This is a genomic window from Shewanella youngdeokensis (assembly GCF_033180165.1).
GTDB lineage: Bacteria > Pseudomonadota > Gammaproteobacteria > Enterobacterales > Shewanellaceae > Shewanella > Shewanella youngdeokensis.
Genome location: NZ_CP136522.1, coordinates 4,247,634 through 4,274,338, shown reverse-complemented (window position 1 = coordinate 4,274,338; position 26,705 = coordinate 4,247,634). Strand labels below are relative to the sequence as shown.

Annotated in this window: 20 protein-coding genes, 2 pseudogenes and 1 riboswitch; of the genes and pseudogenes, 15 read left to right on the top strand and 7 right to left on the bottom strand. The window is 45.1% G+C overall.

Annotated elements, in window-relative coordinates:
- The first annotated feature begins 343 nt into the window (after positions 1–343).
- Positions 344–871: a non-heme ferritin gene (gene ftnA / locus RGE70_RS18255; protein ID WP_310472817.1), complete on the top strand. Its 528-nt coding sequence runs from the start codon at positions 344–346 to the stop codon at positions 869–871.
- 55 nt (positions 872–926) lie between these two features.
- Here ftnA and RGE70_RS18250 read toward each other — a convergent pair whose 3' ends face one another.
- Together RGE70_RS18250 and ribB are read right to left on the bottom strand one after the other, a co-directional pair.
- Positions 927–4,133 carry an EAL domain-containing protein gene (locus RGE70_RS18250; RefSeq protein WP_310472816.1) on the bottom strand — a complete coding sequence of 1,069 codons (3,207 nt, stop codon included), beginning with the start codon at positions 4,131–4,133 and terminating at the stop codon, positions 927–929.
- A gap of 412 nt (positions 4,134–4,545) precedes the next feature.
- Positions 4,546–5,184, bottom strand: coding sequence for a 3,4-dihydroxy-2-butanone-4-phosphate synthase (ribB, locus tag RGE70_RS18245; protein ID WP_310472815.1), 639 nt, complete (start codon positions 5,182–5,184; stop codon positions 4,546–4,548).
- Positions 5,185–5,353: 169 nt separating this feature from the next.
- A riboswitch (FMN riboswitch) is annotated at positions 5,354–5,608 on the bottom strand.
- Positions 5,609–5,768: 160 nt separating this feature from the next.
- Between ribB and RGE70_RS18240 the strand changes: the two genes are divergently transcribed.
- Positions 5,769–7,883 (top strand): S9 family peptidase, encoded by a 2,115-nt coding sequence (locus RGE70_RS18240; protein WP_310473017.1) that lies wholly within the window; start codon positions 5,769–5,771, stop codon positions 7,881–7,883.
- An 11-nt stretch (positions 7,884–7,894) separates the two neighbouring features.
- A pseudogene (locus RGE70_RS18235) lies at positions 7,895–8,149 on the top strand (GIY-YIG nuclease family protein); the annotation flags it as partial.
- A 284-nt stretch (positions 8,150–8,433) separates the two neighbouring features.
- Here RGE70_RS18235 and RGE70_RS18230 read toward each other — a convergent pair.
- Positions 8,434–9,243 (bottom strand): DUF4097 family beta strand repeat-containing protein, encoded by an 810-nt coding sequence (locus RGE70_RS18230; RefSeq protein WP_310472814.1) that lies wholly within the window; start codon positions 9,241–9,243, stop codon positions 8,434–8,436.
- Between the two features lie 246 nt (positions 9,244–9,489).
- Here RGE70_RS18230 and RGE70_RS18225 point away from each other — a divergent pair, with 246 nt between their 5' ends.
- The gene (locus RGE70_RS18225; RefSeq protein WP_310472813.1) at positions 9,490–10,293 is read left to right on the top strand and encodes a class I SAM-dependent methyltransferase; all 804 of its coding nucleotides are present in this window, start codon (positions 9,490–9,492) and stop codon (positions 10,291–10,293) included.
- Between the two features lie 64 nt (positions 10,294–10,357).
- Here RGE70_RS18225 and RGE70_RS18220 read toward each other — a convergent pair whose 3' ends face one another.
- The 4 genes from RGE70_RS18220 to hslR all read right to left on the bottom strand — a co-directional run bounded on the left by RGE70_RS18220 (position 10,358) and on the right by hslR (position 15,660).
- On the bottom strand, positions 10,358–12,205 hold the full coding sequence (locus tag RGE70_RS18220; RefSeq protein WP_310472812.1) for a M14 family metallopeptidase: 1,848 nt from the start codon (positions 12,203–12,205) through the stop codon (positions 10,358–10,360).
- Between the two features lie 413 nt (positions 12,206–12,618).
- Positions 12,619–14,193 carry a phosphoenolpyruvate carboxykinase gene (locus RGE70_RS18215; RefSeq protein ID WP_310473016.1) on the bottom strand — a complete coding sequence of 525 codons (1,575 nt, stop codon included), beginning with the start codon at positions 14,191–14,193 and terminating at the stop codon, positions 12,619–12,621.
- Positions 14,194–14,385: 192 nt separating this feature from the next.
- A complete protein-coding gene (gene hslO / locus RGE70_RS18210) occupies positions 14,386–15,246 on the bottom strand; it encodes an Hsp33 family molecular chaperone HslO (protein ID WP_310472811.1) in 861 nt (286 codons plus the stop codon).
- Between the two features lie 15 nt (positions 15,247–15,261).
- Complete coding sequence (hslR, locus tag RGE70_RS18205; protein ID WP_310472810.1) at positions 15,262–15,660, bottom strand: ribosome-associated heat shock protein Hsp15; 399 nt, start codon at positions 15,658–15,660, stop codon at positions 15,262–15,264.
- A 270-nt stretch (positions 15,661–15,930) separates the two neighbouring features.
- Between hslR and gspC the strand changes: the two genes are divergently transcribed.
- The 11 genes and pseudogenes from gspC (at position 15,931) to RGE70_RS18150 (ending at position 26,702) form a co-directional block, all read left to right on the top strand.
- Positions 15,931–16,848, top strand: a complete 918-nt coding sequence (gspC, locus tag RGE70_RS18200; RefSeq protein ID WP_310472809.1) for a type II secretion system protein GspC — start codon at positions 15,931–15,933, stop codon at positions 16,846–16,848.
- A gap of 85 nt (positions 16,849–16,933) precedes the next feature.
- Positions 16,934–19,081, top strand: a complete 2,148-nt coding sequence (gene gspD / locus RGE70_RS18195; protein WP_310472808.1) for a type II secretion system secretin GspD — start codon at positions 16,934–16,936, stop codon at positions 19,079–19,081.
- Entirely contained in the window at positions 19,074–20,639 is a 1,566-nt protein-coding gene (gene gspE, locus RGE70_RS18190) for a type II secretion system ATPase GspE (protein ID WP_310473015.1), read from the top strand. The genes gspD and gspE overlap by 8 nt, the downstream gene beginning before the upstream one ends.
- A 3-nt stretch (positions 20,640–20,642) precedes the next feature.
- Positions 20,643–21,866 (top strand): type II secretion system inner membrane protein GspF, encoded by a 1,224-nt coding sequence (gspF, locus tag RGE70_RS18185; protein ID WP_310472807.1) that lies wholly within the window; start codon positions 20,643–20,645, stop codon positions 21,864–21,866.
- 68 nt (positions 21,867–21,934) lie between these two features.
- Positions 21,935–22,369, top strand: a complete 435-nt coding sequence (gene gspG / locus RGE70_RS18180; RefSeq protein ID WP_310472806.1) for a type II secretion system major pseudopilin GspG — start codon at positions 21,935–21,937, stop codon at positions 22,367–22,369.
- Positions 22,332–22,964, top strand: coding sequence for a type II secretion system minor pseudopilin GspH (gene gspH / locus RGE70_RS18175; protein WP_310472805.1), 633 nt, complete (start codon positions 22,332–22,334; stop codon positions 22,962–22,964). Before gspG ends, gspH begins: the two co-directional genes overlap by 38 nt.
- Positions 22,965–23,008: 44 nt before the next feature.
- Entirely contained in the window at positions 23,009–23,395 is a 387-nt protein-coding gene (gene gspI / locus RGE70_RS18170; protein ID WP_310472804.1) for a type II secretion system minor pseudopilin GspI, read from the top strand.
- A pseudogene (gspJ, locus tag RGE70_RS18165) lies at positions 23,361–23,987 on the top strand (type II secretion system minor pseudopilin GspJ); the annotation flags it as partial. The gene gspI and the pseudogene gspJ, both read left to right, overlap by 35 nt.
- Positions 23,988–24,001: 14 nt before the next feature.
- Positions 24,002–24,988, top strand: coding sequence for a type II secretion system minor pseudopilin GspK (gene gspK / locus RGE70_RS18160; protein WP_310472803.1), 987 nt, complete (start codon positions 24,002–24,004; stop codon positions 24,986–24,988).
- A gap of 45 nt (positions 24,989–25,033) precedes the next feature.
- Positions 25,034–26,224: a type II secretion system protein GspL gene (gene gspL, locus RGE70_RS18155; protein ID WP_310472802.1), complete on the top strand. Its 1,191-nt coding sequence runs from the start codon at positions 25,034–25,036 to the stop codon at positions 26,222–26,224.
- Between the two features lies 1 nt (position 26,225).
- Complete coding sequence (locus RGE70_RS18150) at positions 26,226–26,702, top strand: type II secretion system protein M (protein ID WP_310472801.1); 477 nt, start codon at positions 26,226–26,228, stop codon at positions 26,700–26,702.
- Positions 26,703–26,705 lie beyond the last annotated feature (3 nt).

The following is a 26,705-nucleotide window of genomic DNA, read 5'->3' as shown; positions in this document are numbered from 1 at the left end:
ATAACGTAAGTAAAAACGAATATAGGGCATTATGCCATGGTGATTGCTGATGACTATGATCTAAATAGCAGTTTTACGCGCGACTTAGCCCCTTTGTGATTTATTTTATGTACATATGTTGGTGCGAAGCGTTTATCTTGGCTAATGATTATCGTGATAGTTGGTAAGCTGGAATTTGCAATTAACTGATTATGATGGGGTTATTGTAAGTTTGGGGATATTTGGAGCTGTAAATGACAATTATTACTATTTATTAAACAATAGCTTAAGTAAATTTAATTGCAATTAACTGCTGGCTTGATAACAATAGCGAGCATAAAACTGAATCCCATGAGGAATGATTATGTTGGCACAGAAGATGATTGACCAGTTAAATGAGCAAATCAATATGGAGTTTTTCTCCTCTAACTTGTACCTACAGATGAGTGCATGGTGTGAAGACAAAGGTTTTGAAGGTGCAGCTAAATTTATGCGCGTTCATGCAGATGAAGAGATGGGTCACATGCATCGCTTGTTCACTTATGTGAGCGAAACCGGTGGCATGCCATTGCTAGGCACGATTGAAGCGCCTGAGTCTGACTTCCCGTCGTTATTGGCATTATTCGAATACACTTATGAGCATGAACAGTTGATCACTAAAAAGATTAATGAATTAGCTCACGCTGCATTTACCAATCAAGACTATTCAACATTTAATTTTTTACAGTGGTATGTGTCAGAGCAGCACGAAGAAGAGAAATTATTCAAATCAATCGTCGATAAAATCCGTTTGGTAGGTGAAGACGGCAAAGCGTTATTCTTTGTTGATAAAGACTTAGCACAAATGGCAGTTGAAGATTCAGCAAGCGTTATGACCAGCGCCGCTGAATAAGCGTAAAAGCAACGAAACAAGAGCAGCCTTTGCTGCTCTTTTTTTATGGGGGTAATTAAGCGCTCAATGCTTTGCGATTAACAATGCGGTTAATTGCCGTTTCGTTATTTAAAAAGGCAATTAGGTTGTGGTTCGATAAGGGTTTTGACATCAGATAACCTTGCGCATAATGACAACCCAGAGCTTGTAAAAACTGCCATTGGGCTTCGGTTTCTATGCCTTCTGCAACCAGTGGTAGCTCTAAGCTTTGCCCCATCATAATTATGGCTTTCACCAGTTTTGCATCTGACTGATTGCTGGTGGCGTTGTCAATAAAGCTCTTATCAATTTTTATCACCGAAATCGGAAATTGACTCAAATAGCTTAACGCTGAGTATCCGGTGCCAAAGTCATCAAGGTAAATGTCGATACCCAGCTCTCTTATGGCTTTGAGGGCTTTTAAGCAGTGTGGCGTGTCATCTATCAGCATGCTTTCAGTGATTTCAATATGCAAATAGTTAGGCGCAATATTATGCCGTGTGAGTGCCGACCGGAGTAATTGATAAAAATCAGAACCCGTTGGGTGAATGCACTGACGGCCTGAAACATTGATAGCAAGGTTGAGTAGGTGACCTTGTGCGTGCCACTGGGCTAAGTCTGCTAACGCTTGGTTTAGTATCCACTCACCGAGCGGTTCAATTAAGCCTGTTTCTTCCGCTATTGGTATAAACAACTCTGGAGAGACAATACCCAATTCTGGATCACGCCAGCGGATCAGCGCCTCTACACTCGATACCGCTCCGGTTTGCATATCAATAATGGGTTGATAGTCTAGATAAAATTCCGATTTTATTACCGCTTTACGTAATCGGTGCTCCAGCTGCACTCGGGCTAGCATTTCTACGTTCATTTCAGGAGCAAAATATTGAAAATGAGCGCGACCATCATGCTTTGCTTGGTACATGGCGGTTTCGGCGTTTCGGAGCAGCGTTTCTATATCTTGGCCGTCTTCAGGGTAGAAAGCGACGCCAATACTGGCAGAGATACTACTCTCAAGTGTGTCAATTGATATAGGTTGTGTTAGCACTTCGGTGAGCTTTTGTGCCAGCACTTTTGCCGTGTGGTCGGCATGGTGAAGAGGAGAAGCTATCGCAAATTCGTCACCATCTAAACGGGCGACTAAGTCTTCAGGCTTTAGGGCCGCTTCAATGCGAGCTGCCGATTGTTTGATGATCTCGTTACCTATGGCATGACCATGTAATTCGTTAATAAATTTAAAGCGGTCAAGATCGATAATAAATACTGCTACCTGAGCCTGGTGTTGGCTCGCACTATCAATTGCTTGCTGTAATTGAGACGAAAATAGATGGCGCTTTGGTAGCTTAGTTAATGAATCAAAATTAGTTTTGTACCATAAATCTTGTTCATGCTGTTTACGGTTACTCACATCGAGGAATAAGCCGATATGCTGACAAATATTGTCTTGCTCATCTTTAACGGCGGTAATAGACAGGTATTCAGGGTAAATGCTGCCGTCCTTACGCTTATTCCAGATTTCACCTTCCCAGTTATTGGTATGTTTTAGCGATTGCCAAAGGTCAATGTAAAACTCTGGACCATGGTTGTTAGAGCTCAGTATGCTTGGCTTTTGGCCTTTTACTTCATCAATGGTATAGCCTGTAATACGGCTAAATGCGGGGTTAACCAGCTCAATACGATTATTGGCATCGGTCACCATGATCCCTTCGGATGAGTGTTCAAACACGGCCGAGGCTTGCAGTAGCGATTGCCTGGCGATCAGGCGCTCGTTAAGCATTAAATTTAGTGCTGTGGATATTTGCGCTAATTCGTCATTACCCTTAACTTTAATTTGCAGTTGCAGGTTGGGATCTTTGGCCATTTTTTCAACATCATCTACGATGGTGGTGATGGAGTCGAGCAGGCTATTGGTGATGTACTGCCCTAAAAAGTACACCACGCAAAAAAACAGCACTCCAGCCAAAATACTGATATAGACATATGACAAAATCTGTTGACGCTCAACTTCACTTTGAAGTGCTATTTTTTCGATAAGTTCTATGCTGATGTTATGAGACAGCGCTAAATTTGCAGTAGCTGCCGACCACCAGTAGGCACTGCTTATTTGCGGAGGCTGATTTTGTAGCTGCTGTAACGCTTGGTGCATTTGCACATTGTTATCTGCTAGTTGACTTGCTAACGGAGACGGTTGGTCACTACTTTTTGTGTGCTGAACATACTGGTAGTAGCTGTCAATGGTGTGTTCAATTGTTGCAATGAGCTGGTGCTGTTCTGGGTTGAGAACCTGACCGTTTTTAATGTTGGCCAGCGCAATTTTGCGTTCAAAATAGTGATGCTCGAAGTTAACGGTATTTTGAATATCTTTAATTATTGAATTGTCATTAGCATGATTACTGAGGGGGTCAGAGCCCATTTGCTGGCTAATAAGGTAAGCCTGCTCAATTAAATCAATTTGCTGTTGAAGCTTGTCGCGCAGCGTGTTGATTTCTTGCTGCTCTGGGCTCAGCCAAAATGCACTAAATTTGGCACGGTTTTCTTTAGTCATCACGGGGGTTGCGGTATTGATGATATCGCCAAGTTGTTTGGTAATACTCGAAATACTATCGAATGACTTTAGATCGACAGTCGGCGCGGCCAGCAGTTGGTTAATCAGAGCGCGCTCTTGGCCCGCTAACTCTTGAATTTCAAGTACGTTGACTAAGTCATCCAGCACCGTAGCCTGATAAGGGTTGTCGCTTTCAAAGTGTAACCTAGAAATAAAGCTGATTAGCTTACGGTTTAGTTGGGAATAATAGTTGAAAAACTGACTATTATCGTATGCAAGGATCCGCTTTCGAGCCATTGCTAGGCGTTGTCGCTCAATACTGGTTTGTTCTAAGCGTTCCTGCTGAACATCAAACAATTGATGGTCATTACGGGTGGCTTCGATGATTTGGTTGAGTTGCGCGTTTGATATTAGCTTAATGATTACCGCATCGGTTTTGCGCCACTGCTGCTGCAATTCGGCACTAAATTTTTTACCGTTGCTACTTAAGAAACCTGCAGATAATCCGCGCTCTTTTTGTAATTCAAAAATGACATTCTCAATGCCAGATACTACTTGAGTGGTTAGCGCGTTTGTTGATGTTTTTTGGTAGTGCTTATAGAGGGTAATTGAATGTTGTACCGTAAACATCGCTAAGATCAGCATTGGTAACGCGGCAAACAGTAACAGTTTTCTTTTTAAGCTAAAGCGGCTTAGCATTCAGTGGTGACCTTTTCGCATAACAACTCAATAATTCATCTTGTTGTGTAATCTTTAATGGGAAAGTCGCGATAAAAAATCGCGGCGAATCATACCCATTTGTAGATTAATGCGCCTTAGTTAATTAACTAAAGTCTAATCAATGTCACGATTTTATCGCTGGTATCAATATTTGTGATTAAAGGAACCTGCTTGTTAATGACATTGATGCACTATCAATGACTTTTTTGATATGTTGGTCACGCGTTATTGTGGGGTGTTAATTTGCAATTTTGTGCATAAAAAAACAGTTGCAGTGCGGTTTTATGGCATTTTTTAAATGTTAAAACTAGGCATGTCAGTGCTTAGTTGCACTGACATGAATTGGTCGATAGCCGTTTTACGTTACGTAATGCATCGTTTTGGCCCGTTATTATTGTGATTGGCGATAAGCGACAATGTCTTCTACCGTGAGTACTGGCATATTATGTTGCTGGCCAAAGCGAATGATGTCGGGCAGGCGCGCCATCGTACCATCAGGTAATGTGACCTCACACAAAACGCCAACTGGTTTGAGCCCAGCAAGTTTCATTAAGTCGACTGTGCCTTCCGTATGGCCACGGCGTTCAAGTACGCCACCCGGCCGTGCTCGTAATGGGTAAACGTGTCCGGGCCGAGCAAGATCGTCCGGTTTAGCGTTATCTGCAATAGCTGCTTTAACTGTGGTCACTCTATCTGCGGCTGACACGCCGGTAGTGACTCCTTCTTTAGCTTCTATGCTTACGGTGAAAGCTGTGCCGTACTGGCTGTTATTATCAACAACCATTGGCGGTAAATCGAGTTGCTTAATGCGATCTTCGGTTAGGCACAGACAAACAATGCCACTGCATTCGCGAATTAGCAGCGCCATTTGGTCGTTGGTGAGCGTTTGGGCTGAGTAAATTAGATCGCCTTCGTTTTCTCTATCTTCGTCATCAACCACTAGCACTCCTTGCCCTTGGCGGAGGGCGTTAAGGGCTGAGTTGACACGTTCAATAGCATTGCCATAAGGCGTGAGTAAAGACTGATTCATGGTAAATATCCTTAAATAAAAATATTGGGTTGCCAGAATCAGGGCGCACAGAAAATGACACTTAATATGGTGTATTAAGTGCTCAATAAGAGGCTGTAGTAATGCAAGCAGCAGTGTTGGGTGCTTTGCTGTTGGCAAAACACCATTGCGTAGGCTGCATTACGCAGTCTTATATTCTCTTTCATCCGGACTTAGTACACGCAGCACACGTTGTGCGCGGGTGTGGTCATTACCGTCGGCTCTGGAGTAGGTACAACTTCAATCAGACGGACGTCATCATTAAAGTCGGTTTACCAGATCTGCTTGACCCTACCGCAGATACTTAGCTGCATTGGTAGGCGCTCGCGGGCTTTTATGTTGATGTGTAATGACATCAATATAACTTACCGCCGGTGGGGAGTTGCACCCCGCCCTGAGAATTATGCTTAGCTTGCGTTTGCGCAATCGATAAGCACCGTCATGTTGCGTCAATTTGATTAAAATGACAAGCTGACTCCCATACTAAAGTCATGCTTACGATGGATTGGCTCGTAACGGCATTAACCACCTATACTCAGCGCATTAATGCGACTCGGAACTCTCATATGACGGCTAAAACAGGCACCCAACCACCACAAGCAGACAAAATACCGCATGTCATGGATCTGCATGGCACAACTCGTGTCGATGATTACTACTGGATGCGTGATGACGAGCGTAAAGACCCTAAAATTATTGCGCACCTAAATGCAGAAAACCAATATACAGCAGCGCAATTTAAACCTTATGAATCGCTAAAAAAGCAGCTCTTTGATGAGTTAGTAGGACGGCTAGATAAAGACGAATCCAGCGTACCTTACTTTTGGCATAACCATTGGTATTACCGTTATTACAAAGCGGGTCTTGAATACCCGATAATGGCAAGAAAACTAGCGTTAGACAGTAACGAAGAACAGGTGCTACTTGATGTTAATGACCGAGCTAACGGTCACGATTTTTACGGTTTAGGTGGCGTGTCTGTCAGCCCTGATGAATCTAAAATGGTGTTTGGTGAAGACCTATTGAGCCGCCGCATTTACACGCTGTATTTTAAAGATCTTAACAGCGGCGAAATGCTAGAAGATAAGCTAGAAGGTACCGACGGTGACGTAGTGTGGGCCAATGATAACCTGCACTTATTTTACATTGCCAAAGATCCACAAACCTTACTTGGGTACCAAGTGTTCCGGCATCGGTTAGGCACCGAACAAGCAGAAGACGTACTGGTTTATGAAGAGCAAGACGATACCTTTTACATTGGGCTAGGTAAATCACTGGATGAAAGTGCTATTGCGTTGTATGCCGAAAGCACCGTGACTAGCGAAGTTTTAATGCTGGACGCCAACGCTGCGTTAGGCGAGTTTAATGCGGTCTTGCCGCGGGAAGAAGAGCATGAGTATTCGGTATCTAAATTGGCTGACCGCTATTACATCTTAACAAACTGGCAGGCGAGTAACTTCAGGTTAATGCAGGTGGATATCGCACTGGCTGCCGATAAACACGCTTGGCAAGATGTTATTGCACATAACCCGCAGTCAAGAATCGAAGATGTTTTACTGTTAAACCAGTACATGGTGGTGCAAACACGTGAGCGTGGTATTAGCCGAGTCCATGTTTATCCTGCTAGTGATACTGGCTTTGATATGAGCGCAGGTTTTGAGCTTAAGTTTAACGATCCCGCTTACGTGGTGGGTTTTGACGTTAATGTGAGCCAGCAAAGCGACAAGTTAAGAGTTTATTACTCAAGCCCTACCACGCCAGAGTCTATTTATGAGTATGATCTTAGCAACCCAAGTCAGCGCCAATTGCTCAAGCAAGAAAAAGTGCTCGGTGGATTTGATGCCACGCTTTATCAAGCAGAGCGTATTTTTGTGCCAGCAAGAGACGGTAAAGCGATACCGGTGACCTTGGTTTACCGCAAAGATAAGTTTAACAAAGACGGTACCAACCCGCTTTATCAATATGGTTATGGCTCATACGGTTACACTATAGAGCCGGATTTCAGTTCGTCTATTTTAAGCTTACTGGATCGCGGTATAGTGTATTGTATTGCCCATATTCGTGGCTCAGAAATGCTAGGGCGTAACTGGTATGACGACGGACGCATGCTTAATAAACAAAACAGTTTTAATGACTTTGTTGATGTTACTCAAGCTTTAACCAGCCAAGGCTATGGCGATAAAAACCAAGTGGTAGCCGCCGGTGGCAGTGCTGGTGGATTGCTGATGGGAGCTGTCATTAACCAAGCGCCGCAAAGTTACTTTGCTGTGGCTGCCCATGTACCGTTTGTTGATGTAGTCACTACCATGCTGGATGAATCTATTCCGCTTACCACCAACGAATATGACGAGTGGGGTAACCCAAACGAGAAAACCTATTTTGACTACATGCGCAGCTACTCACCGTATGACCAAGTTAGCGCGCAAGCGTATCCGCATATGTTGGTAACAACCGGCTTACACGACTCACAAGTACAGTATTTTGAGCCTGCCAAGTGGGTTGCTAAACTGCGAGATATGAAAACAGACAATAATATGCTGTTGTTTGATACCGACATGGAAGCTGGCCATGGTGGTAAAAGTGGCCGTTATCGCCAGTATGAAGATAAAGCACAAGAGTATGCCTTTTTCATAGGTTTGCTCGGCTTAGATAGTGGTTTGGGCAAGGTGACTGAGAAGTAGTGGCTACTGAATCTATCTGGTATTTGTATATGGTGCGCTGCGCAAACGGCCACCTATACACCGGCGTCACCACCGATGTGACAAGGCGTTTTAAAGAGCACCAAAGCGGGAGTGCTAAGTCTGCCAAGTATCTACGCGGTAAAGGGCCGTTAACGTTAGCTTATTTTGAAACCGTAGGTAGCCGTAGCGATGCGCTTAAGCGTGAAATAGCATTAAAAAAATGGCCAAGAGAGAAGAAGCTGGCGTTGATAGGTAATGATGATTAGTGCATAGGTTAATCGTGGCTCATATGCTTGCCGCAGGCAATTGGTATCTCCGAAAGTTTATCCAAAGTTGAGTATTGCGTTGTATGTAGCGCATTTGCGGCAACGCCGATAGCTAACTCAGTGTTTCAGTGTTGATGCAGCGGTGCCCATCGATGACATGGCCTAACTTTCACGAGAGGGCAAGGTACTGCTGCACAAAAATGTATTTGCTCGACATCATTCATCGTTAAATACATTAATCTACAACAGCCCTCGCGCCGGGAAGCAAAAGGCTATCTAGCGCATTAATGCATACTTACAGAGCCATTAATATTGTCGATGCTCAGGTCTCCACTACCTGCTTCGACAATGCTCAGCCCTTTAGTGTTGTCGACCTCAATATCACCAGAACCATCATCAATCACCACATGACCATTAACGTTGGTCACCGTAATGTCGCCTGAGCCGTCGTTGATATTGGTATTGTCACCAATATTATTGACAATGATGGAGCCTGAGCCGTCATTGATATTGGTGCTACCGCCAATATTGTTTAAGTTGATAGAACCAGAACCGTCATCAAGGTTGAGTTTGCCTGTGGTATTACTGATGGATATTGAGCCTGAACCGTCGACGATATTGAGGTCTTGGCCGCCTTTGATTAGTAGACTGCCAGAACCATCGTCGAGGTTGATATTGGCTGTAACTCCGTTGATTTCGATATCACCAGAACCATCCTCTAGGGCCAACATCATAGTGGCCGGCACTTTAATGGTGAGGTCGATATAAGGTGAGCGGTTGAAGTGGATGTTACTGTCAAACTCTGCAATGAGCTTGGCTTTGCGGCCCTGTTTTTTGAGGACTAAGTTTGCTTCGTTGTCGCCGTATGTGTAGATATCTGCAGTCACATTTATTTCAGAGAGCCCGTCAACCCCTAGTATGATCAACTCCCCTGCACCGGTATTTGCTGTAAAAGTGTCAATGTCAGCTGCATTGAGTTGTAGCTGTTTTTTCTGATGCTCCATCGGTCCGCCATGGTCGGCATTAACATTGATGATGCAACCAGATAGCGTCAATGTAATCGCAGCTGCAAAAAGGCTAGAGAGTAATTTCATTTTACGATGTCCTTGTTATCATTTTTAATTCAATAGTTATGCTACCTAAGCAGGTACTGTGCCAAAATGTAAGTTGTTGTTTTTATTGTTGTGTAATTCGGCAAGTGGCTAAACATTGGTGGTTTTACTCATAAATTAGTTTAAATCAGCATTACGAATGAGTTATTCAAGGTATTGATAGCAATAGCTAAAAAAGCAAAATAAGTTAAGGTTATTAGCAGGGCAATTAATTGCAGAAGTAAGGACATGGACTATTTACTGATAAACCAACAGGGCTGGAATCGCCGAGTGCAAACGCATGTCACCTCTGATTTTTATGACGTTGCCGGCTTTTTGCAAGGTAACAGTTCTTTGCAGGAGATTGAACTTGCGGCACTAAACGTAGCGGGTAAAAGCATGTTACACCTGCAGTGTCATTTTGGGTTAGACACCTTGTCATGGGCACGGCTTGGTGCCAAAGTGACAGGAGTTGACCTTTCCACTGTGGCGATTGAGCAAGCCAAATCATTGGCCGCACAAGCGCAGCTGGACGCTGAGTTTGTTTGCACCGATGTCTACACCGTGCCGCAGCGAGTAGCGGGGCAGTTTGATATTGTATTTACCTCTTATGGTGCGATTGTATGGCTACCTGATTTAAACAAATGGGCACAAACCATCGCGAGCAAGCTTAAAGCTGGTGGCCAGTTTTATATGGTGGAGTTTCATCCTGCACAGGCCGTTTTTGACGGCTACAGCTACTTTCATCAGCATGAGCCAGACATTGAAGATGAACCAACCTACACCGAAAACGCCGGTAGTAAAACCGACACCTTTGTCAGTTGGCCACATTCGTTGGCCGATGTCATCAATGCATTAATTACTGCCAACATAGAGATCGCATCATTTAACGAGTATCCCTTTAGCCCGTATAACTGTTTTGCTGGCCTAAGCCAAGAAACGGCTGAAGTTGAACTTATGGGTGTTAGTACCGAGTGCGAACGCTACTATGTTGAGCAACAAGGTCAGCGTTTACCGTTGACCTATGCTATTTCTGGTATTAAAAAGGGTTAAATACTTGCGTCGATAAAAGAACAGCGCCTTAGGGCGCTGTTTTAGTTTGGGGCTCGATGTTGGTTTAGTGGCTGCGCAGTACCGGATACTTCAAGTATTGATCATCAAAATAAGGGCTGCGTTCGTAAAACCAACGCAATCGTGCCTTCGGATCTGCGGCAAACTCACTGTCTGTTAGCGCGGCGTTAAACTCAGCCTGTAGGGTGGGATCTTGCGCCAACATTTGAGCTGCTAATGGCTCTACCGCGTAGTTTTCAATGTATTCAGTGCGAGTAAATATCGGGTTGAAAAAGCCCCACTGAAAGAACGAATCAGGCGATTGAGGTTCAAGTAGCAATATGGCTAAGTCGCCTAATGGCTGGTTAGTATCAATGCGCACTGTACCAGCGGGCAAAGTGGTGGTCATTTGATGGCTGCTAACGGTTGCCGTCACTCGTTGTCGGCCTTCGTAATCAGCACTGGCAAATTTAGGTGCGGCAAACTGGTATTGTTGTACCTGCTGGGTTGTGGGCTTGGTTAGGGTTGTCATTCGCACACCGTGAATGTTTAGTCGCTGTAATACCGCTTGCCACTGTGGCGGTACAAAGTAAGCGTTTGGACGGTTAACCTTTACGTTGGCTTTAGTGCCGCCAATTAACGGTAAGTTCTTATATAGTTTTGGCTGACCATTCCAGCGCACAATGTCGTTACCACTAATAGGGCTGGGTTCTAAGGTGTAATCAATGCCTTTAAAGTCCCAACCTTGGGATTGCTGTTCTGGTGTCCAGGTCAGTGTCACCATCGGGGAGTAACGGTATTTATCTTGCTCAATTGCGGTTTTCAGTTTGGTTGCTTGGCTGCCCACTGTTTTTAGGGTCGCTTCAAGCATCACATAGGTACCTAGTACACGCTGTTTGAAGGGTTTTAGGCTATGGTTTTCGATCAAAATAGTGGGCAAATGGCGTACGTCGCCGTAGCCATTGGAAAACCGTGGTCCAGCGTTCCATAGAGACATACCTTTGGTGATATCGGTATTGTCGAGGGCAAATACCAGTGGCCCAGGTATGTGACCTTGTTGTTCGAGTGCCGATTCTATCGCGGGGCGGTAATTATTTTCTAACCATTGGTAGCTCGAAGGGCTTAACCCTTGGGCGAGATTGTAGCCAAAGGTGACGTCATATTGGTAGTCGATACCATCAGTGACGTGTACATCAATGTATAAATCTGGCCGCCAAATATTGATAGCACGCAGCATATGCTGCATTTCAAGCGTATCAGTTTTTGCGTAATCGCGGTTTAGATTTAAGTTTTTGGCTGTAGTGCGCCAACCCATGTTCAAAGGACCTCTTTGATTTACACGGTTAAATTGGCTCGAACGCTCATGGGCATCAACACTAAATATTGGTACAAATAGTAGGTTGGCATTGTTGAGTAAGGCTGATTTATCTCCCAGTACAATATCGCGAAGCAGCATCATGCCGGCGTCTTTACCGTCAATTTCACCTGAGTGAATACCGGCTTGCACAAGCACGCTGGGCTTATTATTTTTTAATAGTGTGGCGGCGTTATCAGCCCCTTCTTTTGAGGCCACAATCATCCAAATATCTCGCCCTTGTGGGCTTTTGCCAATGCTGACTTTTTTGAGCATGTTGCTGTGGGCGATGAGCTTGTCTAGCCACGCAAATGTCTCGTCATAACTTGGGCTAGTCTTAAGTCCGTGTTGCTCAAAGGGGGTGGCCCATTGGCTGTCAGGGGCGGCGAGTAGCGACTCACTGTTGCCATGCCATTCGATTGCTGGTGGTAAAATGGCATCGTTAACAAATGTGGTCGCTCGCTGAGGTGCGTTGTTGTGATCGGCGGCAATGGTGCACAAGCTGGTGGCACTGGTTGCAATAACAAGGCCGGCAACAGCGGCTTTTCGGGTCAGGCGCATAGTCGGAGATCCATCTATTAAGTGAGTGTATACCCAAGCCACAGTAGCTGCGTGTTCACATGTAGAGCTGCGATAAGGTTAGAACCTGTAGTTGCAGTGCCCTTGTTTGAATGTGCTATTTCATTACGCTAAACCGGCTTGCTTTACATGTACTGTGGTGCAAGCGCGTTAAAGTCACTTGGGTATTTTATGGCAATAAGCCAATAATATTTCATTAAAATACCACTTGGCGCAATAGAAGAACTGTTTCTAAATATACAGCTTTTGTGTCGGTGTAAATAAGTGTGGTTTGCGCTGGCTTGAGGTCGAGGTGAACTCAATGTGTTTGATAAGCTTGGTGTCTTATGAATCGGGCTTAATCTGCGCCGACAATACCCAGCGTAGTTAAACTACGCTGGGTGATGATGCTCGTATTATGCGTTCGGACCTGCGTTTTTGATCAGATCTGACACCTGGTACTTATTAAAATTAGCTTCAAAACTTTCTGCTAATTTTTGGGCAAATTCAGCATACTGCTGCTTATCTTCCCAAGTATTTATTGGGTTGAGTAAGTTGCTGTCTACGCCGGTGATAGCTAATGGTACATGGAGGTTGAGTTTCTCAAGGTACTCAGTTTCAACCTCTTTTAGTTCACCGCTAACAATGGCATCGACAATCGCGCGGGTGGTAGGAATGTCAAAACGCTTACCAATACCATGTGGCCCGCCTGTCCAACCGGTATTGACCAAGTAAACTTGGCTACCAAATGACTCAATACGTTCCATTAATAGCTCTGCGTACACACCAGCTGGACGCGGGAAGAATGGCGCGCCAAAACAGGTCGAAAAGGTTGACTGAATCGCGGCGGTTGAACCCATTTCAGTTGAACCCACTTTAGCGGTGTAACCCGACAAGAAATGATAAGCCGCTTGTTCTTTGGTGAGTTTAGATACCGGTGGCAATACTCCAGATACATCGCAAGTTAAAAAGACCACTGCGTGAGGTTCGGCGCCACAGTTTTCGGTTTTGCGTTGAGCTATGTGCTCTAACGGATAAGCGGCACGTGTATTTTCGGTTAACGATGAGTCGCGGTAATTAGGTACGCGATGCTCATCGGTCACCACGTTTTCAAGTACGGTGCCAAAACGAATTGCATCCCAAATAACAGGTTCATTTTTTTGACTTAAGTCGATACATTTTGCGTAGCAACCGCCTTCAATATTAAATACGCCGCCGGGTGCCCAGCCGTGCTCGTCATCACCAATCAGTAGGCGTTTTGGATCGGCCGAAAGTGTGGTTTTTCCGGTTCCAGACAAGCCAAAAAATAGTGTGGTATCACCGTCATGGCCAACGTTAGCAGAGCAATGCATTGGTAATACGCCTTTGGCAGGCAGCAAAAAGTTTTGCACTGAGAACATCGATTTTTTCATCTCGCCAGCGTACTTAAGGCCTGCAAGTAAAACTTTACGCTCGGCAAAGTTTATAATAACCACTGCGTCTGAATGTGTGCCGTCACGCTCTGGTTGGCAGACAAAACCTGGGGCGTTGATGATTTGCCAAGTCGGTTTATCGGCAGCATTAAATGTTTCAGGAATAATGAATAAGTTGCGTGCAAAAAGCTGATGCCATGCGTACTGAGTCGTAACTTTTACGGGCTGGTAATGTGTCGGGCTTGCACCAACTTCAAGGTTGGATACAAAGGTGTCTTTATCGGCTAAATAGCTTTCAACGCGATCCCAAAGTGCGTTAAAGGCATCGACCGTAAATGGTTTGTTTACGGTCCCCCATTCAATGTCTGCTTCCGAGCTGGGTTCTTTGACAATAAAGCGATCATTGGGCGAACGGCCTGAACGCTCTCCAGTTTTAGCGACGAACGCGCCGTTTGCGGTTAACTCTCCTTCGCCGCGAGCTAGCGCTAGCTCGACTAACTGGCCAGTTGATAGGTTAAGGTGTTCACGCTTTGAACCATCCACCATTGTTAATTCTCCATTACTTTGGGTTTTTTTTATGTACTGGTCTGAAGCGCCAGCTAATTTAGTTTTTCGAGTGTAGCCGATTGCACTATAAAAGTGTGCGATAGTTCAAAAAAAAGCCATAAATGAGTTTTTGTGGCCTGCGATAACTGCAGTTTTATGCTAGGAGAGTGTTTTTTAGGCATAAAAAAGGTGCCTCTATGGCACCTTATTTAGAATAAATAACGCTTATTGGGTGGTATCACTTTTAGGCGCTATGGCGAATATAGCTTCAACATCGATACCGTCAAATGTATATTTGCTGTTGCAGTATTCGCAACCCATTTCGATGCGGCCTTCTTCGGCAATAATTGCGTCGACTTCTGCTTTGGCTACAGTACGAATAGCCTGAGCGCTGCGCTCTTTTGAGCAGGTGCAGCTAAACGTAACAGCGACAGGGTCAAATAACAGTACTTCTTCATCGTGATATAGGCGATGCAGTACGTCTGTTGCTTCTAAGTCGAACATCTCTTCTTGTTTAACTGTTTCAGTTAATACCGATAAGTGTTCAAACTCATTATTGTGTTCGCCATCAGTTGGCAATACTTGTAAGAACATACCGGCAGCTTGCTTGGTGTCAGCAAACAGCTTAATTTTGGTCGGTAGCTGCTCTGATTGCTCGAAGTAAGTTTCGAGGCATTCGGCCAATGTTTCTTTGTCGAGTGCAACGACACCTTGGTAACGTTCACCGTCATCTGGCGTTAATGTAATCACCATGTAGCCTTTGCCAAAAAGCGTTTGCATTGGTGAGTCGTTAGCAATATCGCCCGTCCAACGTGAAACACCACGTAATTGCTGCAGGTTATTACCGTTAATGACAGCCAATGACACGGGGCCGTCGCCTTGTAGCTGGACACTGATATCGCCACTAAATTTTAAGGTTGCGGTTAGCAGAGACGTCGCAGCCATTAATTGCCCCAGCAATTGCTGGATTGCTTGCGGGTAGTCATGCGCGGCAATCACTTCTTGATAGCTTTTTTCAAGTTGTACCAATTCGCCACGAACGCTGGCATTTTCAAATAGGTAACGATGTAAGTTGTCTTTAGTCATTTCGGTATTCCAATGTTAACTTTCTTTAAAGCGCATGATTTGGCGACGTTGTTTCTTATCCGGCTTTTGATCTGGCGCAGGATTGTGAAGAATATTCAAACGTCTTTGCTCGGCATAAGTCTCTCTCTTAGCTATGCTTTGCGGTGTTTCTTCATAAAGGGTTTGTGCGATAGACCCTTTTTGACGGTGTTCGGATAATTTTACGATGACGATCACTTTCTCGTCATAACCTTGTCGTAATCTAATTGTGGCACCTAGCTCAGCATATTTGCTCGATTTAGTGCGTTGGCCGTTATAGTGTACTTTACCTGCATTAATCATCTCTTTAGAGATCGCGCGAGTCTTATAAAAGCGAGCTGCCCAAAGCCATTTATCTAGCCGGACTTTTGATGTAAGTGGCTCGTTATCTGGCATAAAGCGACTCCAAAGGTAAATTCGTTTTTAATAAAGTAGGAGAAAGTTCACAAGCTGAGTATTAATATACAAATCTTTACTTCCCTACTAGTAAAATAGTGGCAAACTTAACACTCTTTTTAGGCGCGTAAAGTTAGCATATATAGGCTATTACCGCCAACATTGCTACGGTTATGGGCTTGTTGATAGTCGCAGTGTAAGTTAGCATGGATAAGATTTGCTTAATTATTATAATGAGAACAGAGACCTGTGCAGAGGGTCCGCATAAATATGGATTTATTAGACAAGTTTTTAACCAAAGCTTCAGGGCTGCCTCAAAAGCCTATCAGTTCAGCGATATTCAGTATTGGCATGCTGTTAATGTTGTTTATGCTCGCCCAAATCAGCTGGAAACTCGTGCCCAATGATCCTGCCACTTCCCGCTGGACGCCGACGGCTGCCTCTTCTGCGCCATCAGCTTCGATTAACATTTCCGCGATACAAGCATTAGGGCTTTTTGGTGATGCCAGCGCAGTCGCTGCTCAACCTAAAGTGGCGCCTAAAGCGGAAGTGATAACAGACGCACCTAAAACGTCGCTATCAATTCAGCTCACCGGGGTTGTTGCTTCTACCGCCGAAGAGCATGGCTTAGCCGTCATTGCATCTAGTGGTAGCCAAGAAACTTATAGCTTAGGTGACAAAATTAAAGGCACCTCAGCATCGCTTAAAGAAGTGTACGCCGATCGCATTATCATCACTAACAGCGGGCGCTACGAAACCTTGATGCTCGATGGACTTGATTACAACACTAATGGCAGTGCTAATCAGCAGTTACAAAAAGCTAAAAGCCTACCTAAAGGCAAGAAAGTTGATCAACGTAAAAACACAAAAGTTGCGCGTGAGTTAAGCGAGTCACGCGAACAGATATTGGCTGACCCAAGTAAAATTACCGATTATTTAGCGATATCTCCTGTCAAATCAAATGGTGAGATTAAAGGTTACCGACTCAACCCCGGTAAAGACCGAAAGCTATTTACTCAAGCAGGGTTTAAGTCTAACGATTTGGCAAAATCAATTAATGGTTACGACCTGACTGACATGGGGCAGGCGTTAGAGGTTATGGGGCAACTCCCCGAAATGACGGACATTGCTTTAATGGTTGAGCGTGAAGGCCAACTTATCGAAATTATGTTTAGCCTGCCGCAATAATAGCGCAGCAACCAATAACAAATAAAGGCGGCTGCAATATGACATTGAGCTTGCCGCAATTAAAGGTTTTAGGGGAAGTAAAACAATGAATAATAAAAGGATTAGACGCAGACTAATCGCCGGCATGGTAATGGGGGCGTCGTTGTTCGCACCACAACTTGCATGGGCTGAGCAATATGCGGCTAACTTTAAAGGCACCGATATTCAAGAGTTTATCAACATTGTTGGTAAAAACCTGAATCGCACCATTATTGTCGACCCCACCGTGCGCGGTAAAATTAACGTTCGCAGCTATGATCTACTCGACGACGAACAATATTATCAATTTTTCCTTAATGTGCTCCAAGTCTACGGTTATGCCGTGGTCGAAATGGATAACAACATTATTAAGGTTATCAAAGACAAAGACGCTAAAACCGCGTCAATTCGGGTTGCCGATGATAATTCGCCAGGATTAGGCGATGAAATGGTGACGCGTATTGTCGCGTTGTACAACACCGAAGCTAAGCAGCTTGCTCCCTTGCTACGCCAGTTAAATGATAATGCCGGTGGTGGTAACGTTGTTAATTATGACCCGTCAAATGTATTGATGATTTCAGGTCGCGCCGCGGTCGTTAATAAACTGGTTGAAATTGTCCGCCGCGTGGATAAACAAGGTGATACCGCTGTTGAGGTAGTTGAGCTTGAGTTTGCCTCTGCTGGCGAAATCGTTCGTATTGTTGACACCCTTTATCGCTCGACTGCCAATCAAGCTCAAATGCCTGGGCAAGCGCCTAAAGTCGTTGCAGATGAGCGCACCAACTCCGTTATCGTTAGCGGTGATGAAAAAAGCCGCCAGCGGGTGGTGAAGCTAATTAAGCAGTTGGATGCAGAGCAAGCGAGTACCGGCAATACCAAAGTCCGTTACTTGCATTACGCTAAAGCGGAAGACTTAGTTGAGGTTTTAACCGGCTTTGCTGAGCAACTGGTTAGTGATAAAGATGCTTCGGCTAAAAGCAGTAAACGCCGTAACGATATTAATATCATGGCGCATGTTGATACCAATGCCTTAGTTATTAGTGCCGAGCCGGATCAAATGCGTACGATTGAAAGCGTGATTAATCAGCTTGATATTCGTCGTGCGCAAGTGCTTGTTGAAGCCATTATTGTTGAAGTGTCTGAAGGTGATGACATTGGTTTCGGTATTCAGTGGGCGACCGCCTCTGGTGGTGGTACCCAGTTTAACAACTTAGGTCCAACAATTAGTGAAATTGGTGCGGGTGTGTGGGATGCGCAAGATACCGAAGGCACCACCATTTGTGAAGATGGTATTTGTACCACAAACCCAGACTCTACTGGTGATATCACTACGCTAGCCGCTGCTTTAAGTAAAGTAAACGGCATGGCATGGGGTGTGGCAATGGGCGACTTTGGCGCGCTAATTCAAGCCGTATCCAGCGATACCAAATCAAACGTATTGGCAACGCCTTCAATTACCACGCTTGATAACCAAGAAGCGTCATTTATCGTCGGTGACGAAGTGCCAATTCTAACCGGTAGCCAAAACTCAAGTAACGGCAACAGTAACTCGTTCCAAACTGTTGAACGTAAAGAGGTGGGCGTTAAGCTTAAAGTGGTACCTCAAGTTAACGAAGGTAACGCTGTTAAGTTAACGATTGAGCAAGAAGTTTCAGGTATTAATGGTCAAACAGGTTTAGATATTACCTTTTCGACTCGCCGTTTAACCACGACGGTTATGGCCGACTCAGGGCAAATTGTAGTGCTGGGTGGTTTGATTAACGAAGAAGTGCAAGAGTCAGTGCAAAAAGTACCAATCTTGGGCGATATTCCCTACATCGGCCACCTGTTCAAGTCGTCTTCAAGTGGTACTACCCGCAAAAACCTAATGGTCTTTATTAAGCCGACGATTATTCGTGATGGCATGACCATGGAAGGGATTGCAGGTCGTAAATACAATTATTTCCGTGCATTGCAACTTGAGCAAGAAGAACGTGGCGTTAACCTAATGCCAAATACTAGCGTACCAATACTGGAAGAGTGGGACCAAGAAGCGTACTTACCTGATGACGTTAACGAAGTACTTAATCGTTATAAAGAAGGTAAAAACTTAGAAACTAAGATGCGTGAAACCGATCCTGCTTTGAAGCATATTGCTGACGGCAAAGAAAAAGATGCAAAAGCAGCTGCGGAATTAGAAGCGACTGCGACAGACAAAGAATCTAATGATGAGTGAGAATTCTACCCCGGTCGATGAACCGCTGGCAAAAGTATCCAATGAACTTGGATTGGCTTCAGAAACTGACGAAGCCTTTCACTCTACAAGTAAAGAGCGGTTACCTTTTGCGTTTGCGCATCGGTTAAATGTGGCGTTAGACAAAGACGAAAACGGAGTGTTGTCGCTGTACTACACCACAGGCACTCCCATTGAAGCTTTACTTGAAACCCGCCGTTACTGCGGTAAAGCCGTACCGCTTGTTAAACTTGAGGCAATGGAGTTTGAGGCTCGGTTAACCCAAGCCTACCAGGCTAACTCATCAGAAGCACAGCAGATGATGGAAGACATTGGTAACGAGATGGATTTGTTTACCCTTGCCGAAGAGATGCCTCAAACTGAGGATTTGCTCGAGGGTGACGATGACGCACCCATCATTAAACTGATTAACGCTTTACTGTCAGAAGCCATTAAGGAAGAAGCCTCAGACATTCATATTGAAACATATGAAAAACAATTAGTGGTTCGCTTCCGTGTTGATGGCATTTTAAAAGAAGTACTAAAGCCTAATCGCAAACTGTCGTCATTGTTAGTGTCGCGTATTAAGGTCATGGCGCGGTTAGATATTGCTGAGAAGCGGGTACCGCAAGATGGTCGTATTTCGCTGCGTATTGCCGGTCGAGCAGTCGATGTACGTGTATCGACTATGCCATCTAGCCATGGCGAGCGTGTAGTACTGCGCTTACTTGACAAAAACGCCGGTAATTTAGACTTAGTGCAGCTTGGCATGACCGAAGCCGTTAGGGTTCAGTTCGATGAACTCATTCGTCGGCCACACGGTATTATTTTGGTGACCGGTCCAACCGGTTCAGGTAAAAGTACCACCTTGTATGCTGGGCTAACTGAACTTAACTCAATTGATACCAACATTCTAACGGTTGAAGACCCTATTGAGTACGAGTTAGAAGGGATTGGGCAAACCCAAGTTAACACCAAGGTTGATATGACGTTTGCGCGTGGTTTACGCGCCATTTTACGTCAAGATCCTGATGTGGTGATGATTGGTGAGATCCGTGATCTTGAAACGGCTCAAATTGCAGTGCAAGCGTCGTTAACCGGGCATATGGTTATTTCAACACTCCATACTAATACCGCATCGGGTTCGATTACCCGTTTGCAAGATATGGGCGTTGAGCCTTTCCTTGTTTCGTCGAGTTTACTGGGGGTATTGGCACAGCGATTAATTAGAACCCTGTGTAAAAACTGTAAAGAAGAGCACGTGCCAGACGAGCGTGAAAGAGAGCTGTTGGGGATCACACTTGACGACCCACGCACAATATATCGCGCTAAAGGGTGTAAGGCGTGTGGTCAAAATGGTTACCGTGGCCGTACCGGGATCCACGAGCTGCTGGTTGTTGACGATGACGTGCGTGAGCTTATTCATACTGGTAGAGGCGAGCTGGCGATTGAAAAGCATATCCGCAAATCGGTTCCGAGTATTCGTCATGACGGCATGAGTAAAGTGCTTGCAGGTAAAACCACCCTTGAAGAAGTGTTGCGCGTCACTCGCGAGGAATAACCAGTGCCAGCATTTGAATACAAAGCATTAGACAAAGTGGGCAAGCAGCAAAAAGGCGTTGTCGAAGCCGATACCGCCCGCCATGCCCGTGGCCAGCTGAGAGACTTACGCTTAATGCCACTGGAAATTACGCCAGTGGTAGAGAAAGAAAGTAAAGCTAAATCTGGTGGCGTTAGCTTGTTTAAACGCGGTATATCAGTGTCCGAATTGGCTCTGCTTACGCGGCAAATTGCCACCTTGGTAGCCGCAGGCTTACCCATTGAAGAAGCATTAAAAGCGGTAGGTCAACAATGTGAAAAAGATCGTCTCACCAGTATGATTATGGCGGTTCGTTCACGTGTTGTTGAAGGTTATAGCTTGGCAGACTCCATGGCTGAGTTTCCGCATATATTCGATGAACTTTATCGCGCCATGGTGGCGTCAGGTGAAAAGTCAGGTCATTTAGAGGTCGTGTTAAATCGCCTTGCAGACTACACCGAGCGTCGTCAACAGTTAAAAAGCAAACTAACCCAAGCGATGATTTACCCTGTCGTGCTGACGTGTGTCGCCATCGGTGTTATTGCTATTTTGCTTGCTGCAGTTGTACCACAGGTCGTGGGGCAGTTTGAGCATATGGGGCAAGATTTACCATGGACTACACAACTATTAATTAGCGCTTCAGATTTTATTACTGACTACGGCTTAATTGTCTTAGGTGTGTTGGTCGGTTTGTTTGTATTGCTGAAACGCTTACTGCTCGTGCCTGCCAATCGTATGAAATACGATACCTTGTTATTGCGCTTACCCGTGATTAGCCGGATCAGTAAAAGTATAAACACCGCCCGTTTTGCGCGCACCTTAAGTATATTAACAGCCAGCGCTGTGCCGCTACTTGATGCCATGCGCATTGCAAGCGATGTGCTGGTTAACGTCAAGGTTAAAACTGCCGTAGAAGAGGCAACCTTACGTGTGCGTGAGGGTACAAGCTTAGGCGCTGCTTTAGCCAATACCAAACTTTTTCCCCCAATGATGCTCTATATGATTACCTCGGGTGAAAAAAGTGGCCAGCTTGAGCAAATGCTAGAGCGCGCGGCAGACAACCAAGATCGTGAGTTTGAGTCAAATGTCACGATTGCATTGGGTGTATTTGAACCCATGTTGGTGGTGAGTATGGCGACAATCGTGCTCTTTATCGTACTCGCTATTCTTCAGCCTATTTTAGCGCTAAATAACTTGATTAGTGGTTAATTCAATATTTTGAGATTGGCTTCGCCATTCATCAGTTTTTAAAGTCATTCAGTTAAAGGAAATTGTTAATGCAAACTCGTAATAAACAGCAAGGTTTTACGCTTCTAGAGGTGATGGTTGTTATTGTTATTTTGGGTATTCTAGCCTCTATGGTGGTGCCTAACTTGATGGGAAATAAAGATAAGGCCGACCAACAAAAAGCCGTTTCAGACATCATTGCACTCGAAAATGCGTTAGACATGTACAAATTAGATAACAGTGTTTATCCCTCAACAGAGCAGGGTTTAGAAGCATTAGTCGACAAACCAACTATGTCGCCAGAGCCACGTAACTACCGTGAAGATGGCTATGTTAAGCGTCTTCCACAAGATCCATGGCGCAACGATTACCTGCTGCAAAGCCCTGGTGAGAACGGCAAGTTAGACATTTTCAGTGTTGGCCCAGACGGCCAAGCGGGCACCGAAGATGATATCGGTAACTGGAACCTGCAGAACTTCCAATAAGATGATATCGGCACACGTTTCTCGAGCGCGCCAAGCGGGCTTCACCTTAATGGAGGTGTTGCTCGTGGTGTTGCTGATGGGGTTAGCGGCATCCGCTGTGACCATGAGCATGGGCGGAACTAGCCAGAAAAAAGCGCTCGAGCAACTTGCGACTCAGTTTATGATGGCAACGGAGTTGGTGCTAGACGAAACTGTGCTTAGTGGTCAATTTCTCGGGATAGTGATCGAAAATGACAGCTATCAATATGTATATTTTGACGACAAAGAACAGTGGCAAGTATTAGAGCAAGACCGCATTTTATCTGGCAAACAGATGGAAGACGGAGTGGAGCTGATACTCGAGCTCGACGGACTGCCTTTGGTGCAAGAAGATGAAGAGCAAGAAAGCTGGTTTGATGAGCCGCTAATTGAACCGTCTGCTGAAGACAAAAAGAAGCATCCCGAACCGCAAATACTGCTGTTGCCCAGTGGCGAAATGAGTGTGTTTGAGTTGTCATTTATTGCGCGTAATGAAATGAATAAAGAGATCGAGGTCGTCGTAGTGGGTGATGCACTTGGCAGGCTCAAATTAGGCCGAGAAGATGACGTTGAGTAATGAACAGCATTTATTTAGTAGGATTAAACTCGTGACGGCTTACCATGAATAAGCAGCGCGGTATGACCTTACTTGAAGTAATTGTGGCTTTAGCTGTGTTCTCTATAGCGGCAGTCTCAATTACCAAAAGCTTGGGTGAGCTGATGGCGAATATGCCCATTTTGGAAGAGCGTACCTTAGCGCAATGGGTTGCCGATAACCAAATGGTCGAGGCGCGTTTAGAAGCATCAACACTGTCAGATGTAGCCCGTAAAGAAGGGCAAGAACAGTTAGCTAATAAAGACTGGTATTGGCGCCGAGAAATCGTTAAAACGGCGGATGATAATTTTAAAATGATACGTATAACCGTCAGCGATGACGAACGTTTTAAACGTGTTATTGCTGAGGTGAGTAGTTATGTTATTAAAACAGACAAAACTGACCAAACTTAGCCGCGGCTTTACGCTGCTAGAAATGCTACTCGCCATTGCTATTTTTGCCATGTTAGGTCTGGCAGCCAATACAGTGTTGGGTACTGTGATGAAAAACGACACGGTCACCCGTGAGTTTTCGGCCAAATTAAAAGCGATGCAACAAGGCTTTGGTGTTATAGAGCGAGACTTATACCAAATGGTAGCGCGCACCCCAAGGCTATTAGAAGGCGGCCGAGGCAGTACCGTATTTCAAACCGGAGACAATATGCTCGACTCTGAATCGGAGTCGCTAGTTTTTTTCCGGTTAGGTTGGTTAAACCCCAACGCACTGCTGCCGCGTGGTAGCTTGCAATCGGTTGCTTACGTTGTCATCGACGGGCAATTACAGCGTTGGTACTACCCTTATCCAGAGCCAGAAATTGGTGCAGAACCGATTAAAACCGTGGTAATGGAAAAAGTCATAGCGGTTAAATATGCTTTTTTCACTGACACAAAATGGGAGCGCACAACAGATGCTGCCGCACTGCCCAAAGCGATAGCCATGGAAATTGAATTTGAAGATATCGGCAAGGTGCAGCGTAAGTTTTTACTGCCCTTAGGTGCTGCCGCGAGTACTGGAAGTTCATGATAAAGCAAAGCAAACAGCGGGGCGTTGCGCTTATCGTAGTGTTATTGATTGTGGCCATGGTGGCGATTATTGCTACTAATATCACCTCTCGTAACCAATTGTCGGTTAGGCGCACCATTAATGTCGCGCAATATGATCAAGCTTTTTGGTATGCCATATCAGCAGAAGCGATGGCGAAAAAAGTATTGAAACAAGATTTAGAAGATTCAGACACAGTGCATCGGCAACAGTATTGGGCACAGGCCGATGTGGTCTTTCCGGTCGACAAGGGGCAAATCGCGGGTGAAATAAGTGATATGCAGGCTTGTTTTAACGTTAACTCGTTGTCACAAACCACCACCGAACTGGTCAATGGCCGCCCAAAACTACCATTGCCAGCAACGCAATTTAAAGGCTTATTAATTGCGTTAGGTATGGACGAGTTTGCTGCAGAAAGGTTAGCTCATACCTTAAAAGATTATATTGATGACGACATGACCGCAGGTGCGTATGGCGCAGAAGATGCTGAATATGAATCGCGTAATGTACCTTATCGCGCAGCCAATACATTGTTGAGCCATAAGAGCGAGTTACGCTCTGTTATGGGGTTCAGCCAAGATATTTATTTAAAAATTGCGCCCTACATTTGCGCTGTGCCGGGCATGACCACCCAAGTGCTTAATGTAAACACGGTAACTGTTGAACACGCTGCGCTTATTGCAGGTATGCTCGATAATAAGATTTCGGTTGGTGAGGCAGAAAGCATCATTAACCAACGCCCAGGTGACGGTTACGAGTCAACTGATGAGTTTTGGGCTAATTCGTCAATTTCGAGCCTTGCCAGTGATGCGCAGCTCAAATCAAGCTTTGGCATAACCAGTAGCTATTTTTTATTGGAAGCGGGCGCAAAAGTTGATAACGCCATTTTTAGGCTTGAAAGCGTGATTAAAGGTGATGGCACATCGTTAGAAGTGCTATCCCGGCAGTTTGGCGGACAAAAATAACAACAGTCCTTTAATTAATTTAAAGCGACGAGTGGAGACAGATCCGTGAGTGAAAGACTATTCATCCGTTTAGGACAATCATTTGAGCAACCATGTTCGTGGCTCGTTTGGTCTGAACATGAGCAAGAAATAATAGGCTCTGGCGAGCTCAGTGATGCCGGCGAGTTATCGACTCTGACTGGCAGAGCGGGTAACCGTGCCATCGACATTCTAGTGCCGGCATCAAGCATTACATTAACTTCAGTCGCACTGCCCGAAAAAGGTCAGCGCCAAGCGATTAAGGCGTTGCCTTTCATGCTGGAAGAAAACCTCGCACAAGACGTTGAAGAGCTGCACTTTGTGGTGGGGCCGCGCCAAGGTGACGCGCTCAGCATTGCAGTGGTTGCCCATGAACAAATGCAAAATTGGATTGAGTGGTTATCCGAAGCAGGGCTTAAACCTAAGTGTATTATTCCCGACTGTTTGGCGCTGCCACTCGTTGATTGTGACTGGGCTGCCATTAACTTTGGTGACGAAGTATTGCTGCGCACAGGGCAAAGTAGTGGCGTGAGTTTAACCCAAGATTGGTTGGATATCGCCATGCTACAGCTGCTGCCAAATCAAAGCGAACCCACTACTATTGCCGGATATACGGAGTTGAGCTTTGCGGGCGCCAACGTCAAGGCACAGCCGTTGGATTTACCAATGCTAGTGTTGGCTCGTGGTATGTTAAACGCGCCAATGAACTTGCTGTCAGGCATCTACAAACCGAAAAATGAATATGGTAAACACTTAAGTGTATGGCGTAATGCTGCCATTGTATTTGCTATTGTGGTGTTGTTGGCGCTGGTCAATAAAGGGCTAAACATACAGCAGTTAAACAGCAAAGCCGCAGCAGCAAAAGCGCAAAGTGAGCAAATTTTTAAGCAGGTCGTTCCGGGCAGTAAGCGAATCGTTAGATTACGTTCTCAAATTAAAGATCACATCAACAAGTTACAAGGTGGCGGCGGTGGTAGTGAGTTTTTTGCTATTTTAGCTGGCACTGAAGCGGCCTTTTCGCAAGTTAAAGATTTAAAACCAATTTCATTGCGTTTTGACAGCAATAAAGGCGAGCTGCGTATGCAAGTTAAGGCAAAAAATTACGCTCAAATTGAGCAGTTTAAAGACATTATTTCTCGCTCTTACCAGCTTGAAGGTGGCGCAATGAATAGCGGCGGCTCAGAAGTCACCAGCACCTTAACCATAAGGAGCAAATAGCATGGACAATTTTAAAACGTGGTGGGGTGGTCTGGTCCTGCGGGAACAGCAAATGGTTAGCGCATGTGCAGTGGTATTAGTGCTAGGTATTTTATATTGGGGCGTTTGGACTCCCATTGCGACAGCTGAGCATGACGCCCAACGTAATCTTGAGGGGCAATTAAGTACGTTAAATTTCGTTAAACAGTCTGCTAATCGCATCACTGGGTTAGCGCAAAATAGCCAAACCAAGGCTTTTAAAGGCAGTTTAAGTTCAGCGGTTAACCAAACAGCAAGTCGCTTTGGTTTGACAGTGACCCGAATGCAGCCGCAAGGCAATAAAATACAAGTGTGGATGGATGAGGTTCCGTTTGAGGCGTTATTGAATTACCTGTATGAGTTAGTGCAAGTGCAAGGATTGTCGTTAGACCGATTTGACGTCGCAGAGTCAGATACCCCTGGCTTTGTTAATGTTCGCCGAATTCAGTTATCCAAGTAGGAT

Bases quoted from the DNA above. Each gene is read 5' to 3' on its own strand.
- RGE70_RS18220 (WP_310472812.1), bottom strand. From the start codon at position 12,205: ATGCGCCTGACCCGAAAAGCCGCTGTTGCCGGCCTTGTTATTGCAACC.
- gspE (WP_310473015.1), top strand. From the start codon at position 19,074: ATGAGTGAGAATTCTACCCCGGTCGATGAACCGCTGGCAAAAGTATCC.
- gspI (WP_310472804.1), top strand. From the start codon at position 23,009: ATGAATAAGCAGCGCGGTATGACCTTACTTGAAGTAATTGTGGCTTTA.
- gspD (WP_310472808.1), top strand. From the start codon at position 16,934: ATGAATAATAAAAGGATTAGACGCAGACTAATCGCCGGCATGGTAATG.
- gspH (WP_310472805.1), top strand. From the start codon at position 22,332: ATGATATCGGTAACTGGAACCTGCAGAACTTCCAATAAGATGATATCG.
- hslO (WP_310472811.1), bottom strand. From the start codon at position 15,246: ATGACTAAAGACAACTTACATCGTTACCTATTTGAAAATGCCAGCGTT.
- ftnA (WP_310472817.1), top strand. From the start codon at position 344: ATGTTGGCACAGAAGATGATTGACCAGTTAAATGAGCAAATCAATATG.
- RGE70_RS18250 (WP_310472816.1), bottom strand. From the start codon at position 4,133: ATGCTAAGCCGCTTTAGCTTAAAAAGAAAACTGTTACTGTTTGCCGCG.
- gspC (WP_310472809.1), top strand. From the start codon at position 15,931: ATGGATTTATTAGACAAGTTTTTAACCAAAGCTTCAGGGCTGCCTCAA.
- gspK (WP_310472803.1), top strand. From the start codon at position 24,002: ATGATAAAGCAAAGCAAACAGCGGGGCGTTGCGCTTATCGTAGTGTTA.
- gspG (WP_310472806.1), top strand. From the start codon at position 21,935: ATGCAAACTCGTAATAAACAGCAAGGTTTTACGCTTCTAGAGGTGATG.
- RGE70_RS18240 (WP_310473017.1), top strand. From the start codon at position 5,769: ATGACGGCTAAAACAGGCACCCAACCACCACAAGCAGACAAAATACCG.
- hslR (WP_310472810.1), bottom strand. From the start codon at position 15,660: ATGCCAGATAACGAGCCACTTACATCAAAAGTCCGGCTAGATAAATGG.
- RGE70_RS18150 (WP_310472801.1), top strand. From the start codon at position 26,226: ATGGACAATTTTAAAACGTGGTGGGGTGGTCTGGTCCTGCGGGAACAG.
- ribB (WP_310472815.1), bottom strand. From the start codon at position 5,184: ATGAATCAGTCTTTACTCACGCCTTATGGCAATGCTATTGAACGTGTC.
- RGE70_RS18225 (WP_310472813.1), top strand. From the start codon at position 9,490: ATGGACTATTTACTGATAAACCAACAGGGCTGGAATCGCCGAGTGCAA.
- RGE70_RS18230 (WP_310472814.1), bottom strand. From the start codon at position 9,243: ATGAAATTACTCTCTAGCCTTTTTGCAGCTGCGATTACATTGACGCTA.